At 44.1% G+C, this 3,201-nt stretch carries 4 protein-coding genes; all 4 read left to right on the top strand.

Going from position 1 to position 3,201, the window contains the following annotated elements:
• The coding region (locus G5B12_RS16745; protein ID WP_174088916.1) for a PcfB family protein at positions 1–365 on the top strand (365 nt) is incomplete at its 5' end.
• Between the two features lie 23 nt (positions 366–388).
• Positions 389–2,248, top strand: coding sequence for a VirD4-like conjugal transfer protein, CD1115 family (locus G5B12_RS16740; protein ID WP_330362118.1), 1,860 nt, complete (start codon positions 389–391; stop codon positions 2,246–2,248).
• A 121-nt stretch (positions 2,249–2,369) separates the two neighbouring features.
• Complete coding sequence (locus tag G5B12_RS16735; protein ID WP_017144663.1) at positions 2,370–2,585, top strand: Maff2 family mobile element protein; 216 nt, start codon at positions 2,370–2,372, stop codon at positions 2,583–2,585.
• A 12-nt stretch (positions 2,586–2,597) separates the two neighbouring features.
• Positions 2,598–3,201, top strand: a 604-nt coding sequence (locus G5B12_RS16730) for a VirB6/TrbL-like conjugal transfer protein, CD1112 family (RefSeq protein ID WP_174088914.1), incomplete at its 3' end; no start/stop codon positions are given.

Here is a 3,201-nt window from a genome sequence, read left to right as displayed (position 1 = left end):
AAGCACAGAAAAATCAGCCGAAACAGGGAAAGGTCACGGTAAAAGAGCTGGCAAAGCAGAATGCCGGGATGGTCAATATCGAGATCACGAACAAAAATATCAAGTCCTTTGAACGCTATGCCAGAAAATATGGAATTAACTATGCTCTGAAAAAGGACAAGAGCAAAGAGCCGCCAGTTTATCTGGTATTTTTCAAAGGACGTGATCAGGATGCCCTCAATGCTGCTTTCCGTGAGTTTTCCCAGAAACAGATTCAAAAAGCGAATAAACCTTCGATTCACAAGCGTCTGGCAGCTTACCGGGCAATGATGCCAAAGAAGACGAAGGACAAAGTAAAGAACCGGCATCAGGAGCAGAGTCGATGAAGAAACAGATCGGCAAACCTCTGATGCAGAAGTGGAAGAATAAGATCGGGGTCAGGCTGTCCGCCCTGGATAAAAAGAAACTGGTTCTTACCAATCTCCCATATGCTCTGGCTGCGTTCTATGCAGACCGGGCATTTTTTCTTTACCGGAATAGTCCGGGAGAAGATATGGGGAACAAACTCTTATATGCTATGGAACACGCAGATCGGATTTTTGCTGGTTTTGTGTTAAGCAATAACTGGAAAGATCTGCTGGCAGGGATTACGGTTGCAGTCGTTTTGAAAGTGCTGGTTTGGCAGAAACAGTCAGATGCAAAGAAACTCCGAAAAGGAATCGAATATGGTTCAGCCAGATGGGGAAACGCTGAGGATATCAAACCTTATATGTCGGAAAATCCGTGGATGAACATTCCATTGACAGCAACAGAAGCACTGACGATGGAGAGCAGACCGAAGCAACCGAAATATGCAAGAAATAAAAATATTGTAGTTATCGGCGGCAGTGGTTCCGGTAAGACACGTTTTTTCGTAAAACCATCGGTCATGCAGATGAACTGTTCCATGGTCATTACAGATCCCAAAGGCACTCTGATCGAGGAGTGCGGGAAGATGTTAGCAAAGGGACCGCCGAAGAGGGATAAAGATGGAAATGTCATCAAAGATAAATCCGGGAAAGTGGTATATGAGCCTTATGTGATTAAGGTTTTGAATACGATCAACTTTTCTAAGTCTCTTCATTACAATCCATTTGCTTATATACGGTCTGAAAAAGATATCCTGAAACTGGTGACGACAATTATTGCAAACACCAAAGGGGAGGGAGAAAAATCTTCCGAGGATTTCTGGGTGAAAGCGGAGAAACTGCTGTACACAGCACTGATTGCCTTCATCTGGTATGAGGGTGATGAAGAGGAGAAGAATCTGAATACTCTTCTGGATCTTCTGAATGAAAGTGAAACCCGTGAAGAGGATGAAACTTACCAGAACCCGGTAGATATGATGTTCCAGGAACTGGAAGAAAGAGATCCGCAGCACTTTGCGGTCAGACAGTATAAAAAATACAAAATGGCGGCTGGCAAAACGGCGAAGTCGATTTTGATTTCCTGTGGTGCCAGACTTGCCCCATTTGATATCGCAGAGCTTCGTGAGATCATGTCTTACGATGAAATGGAACTGGATAAGATCGGAGACAGGAAAACAGCCTTGTTTCTGATTATGTCCGATACGGATACCACATTCAACTTTGTGATTGCGATGCTGCAGTCACAGCTTTTCAATCTGCTTTGCGACAAGGCAGATGATGAATATGGCGGCAGACTTCCGGTGCATGTGCGTGTCATCGCTGATGAGTTTGCCAACATCGGACAAATTCCTCAGTTTGACAAGCTGATCGCAACCATCCGAAGCAGGGAAATCTCTGCTTCTATTATTTTGCAGTCACAGAGCCAGTTAAAGGCAATGTATAAGGATAGTGCAGATACCATTCTGGGCAACTGTGATACGACTTTATTCCTTGGTGGGAAAGAGAAGACCACATTAAAGGAAATGAGTGAGCTTCTGGGTAAGGAAACCATTGACCTGTATAACACTTCGGAGACAAGAAGCAATCAGAAATCTTTTGGACTGAATTATCAGAAACTGGGGAAACAGTTGATGACAGAGGACGAGATTGCAGTCATGGATGGAGGAAAATGTATCCTGCAGATCCGTGGTGCCAGACCATTTTTCTCAGACAAATATGATATTACGAAACACAAAAACTATCGGCTTCTTGCAGATGAAAACGAGAAGAACCGATACAAGGTTGAGAAAGAGTTAAATCCGCAGTACACACCGAAATCTGAAGAAGAGGTGGAAGTAATTCAAGTAGATCTGTCGGAGTAACCTTGGGAATGAACGAAAAATAATAAGGAAAGGAATAACTGACATTAGGTGCGCCGGCTTTTTAGTCGGTGTTTTTTCATTCCCGTAAACACCTGAAAAAAGTCAGTTTTGGTGAATGTATATGGCATTTTTTAGCAGTGCAATTACAACTTTAAAAACTCTTGTAGTCGCAATCGGTGCAGGTCTTGGCGTGTGGGGTGTCGTAAACCTTCTGGAAGGATATGGGAATGACAATCCCGGCGCTAAGAGCCAGGGCATCAAACAGCTGATGGCTGGTGCCGGAATCATGCTGCTGGGAACTACCCTGATTCCACAGCTGGCAACATTGTTCTCTTAAGAGGAGTGGTAGATGAACACCATCATTGAGAGAATTACGGAAGCGATAAAGGATATCCTGATCGGGCTTATCAAGTCATGTTTGGATAACATGTTCACGTCTGTCAATGAGCAGGTGGGAACCATAGCCGGGCAGGTGGGACAGACACCGCAGGGATGGAATGCAGGGATCTTTAATCTGATCCAGAACATTTCCCAGACAGTAATTGTCCCCATTGCGGGACTGATCATCACCTTTGTCTTGTGCTATGAGCTGATTACGATGGTAACGCAGAAAAACAATTTCCATGAATTTGAGACTTACAACATTTTCCTCTGGATTTTCAAGGCGTATGTAGCCATTTATTTGGTGACAAATACGTTCAATATCACGATGGCGGTCTTTGATGTTGGCCAGCATGTGGTCAACAATGCCGCCGGGGTGATCTCCGGGAACACAGCGGTGGATGCATCAGAAGCAGTCGCAAGGATTGTGGATGCACTGGAAGATATGGAACTGGGGGATTTGTTCCTGCTATCCATGGAAACGCTGTTGATCAGTATTACCATGCGGATTCTGTCGATCATCATAACCGTTATTTTGTACGGAAGAATGATAGAAATTTACCTTTATACTT

It is taken from the genome of Blautia sp. MSK.20.85 (assembly GCF_013317245.1).
Taxonomy (GTDB): Bacteria; Bacillota; Clostridia; order Lachnospirales; family Lachnospiraceae; genus Blautia_A.
The sequence above is the reverse complement of the archived record's forward strand: the minus strand, read 5'-3'. Positions and strand labels throughout refer to the sequence as shown.

What these genes read in the sequence shown, in the direction of transcription:
- G5B12_RS16740 (WP_330362118.1), top strand. Translation starts at nt 389, where the DNA reads ATGCAGAAGTGGAAGAATAAGATCGGGGTCAGGCTGTCCGCCCTGGAT.
- G5B12_RS16735 (WP_017144663.1), top strand. Translation starts at nt 2,370, where the DNA reads ATGGCATTTTTTAGCAGTGCAATTACAACTTTAAAAACTCTTGTAGTC.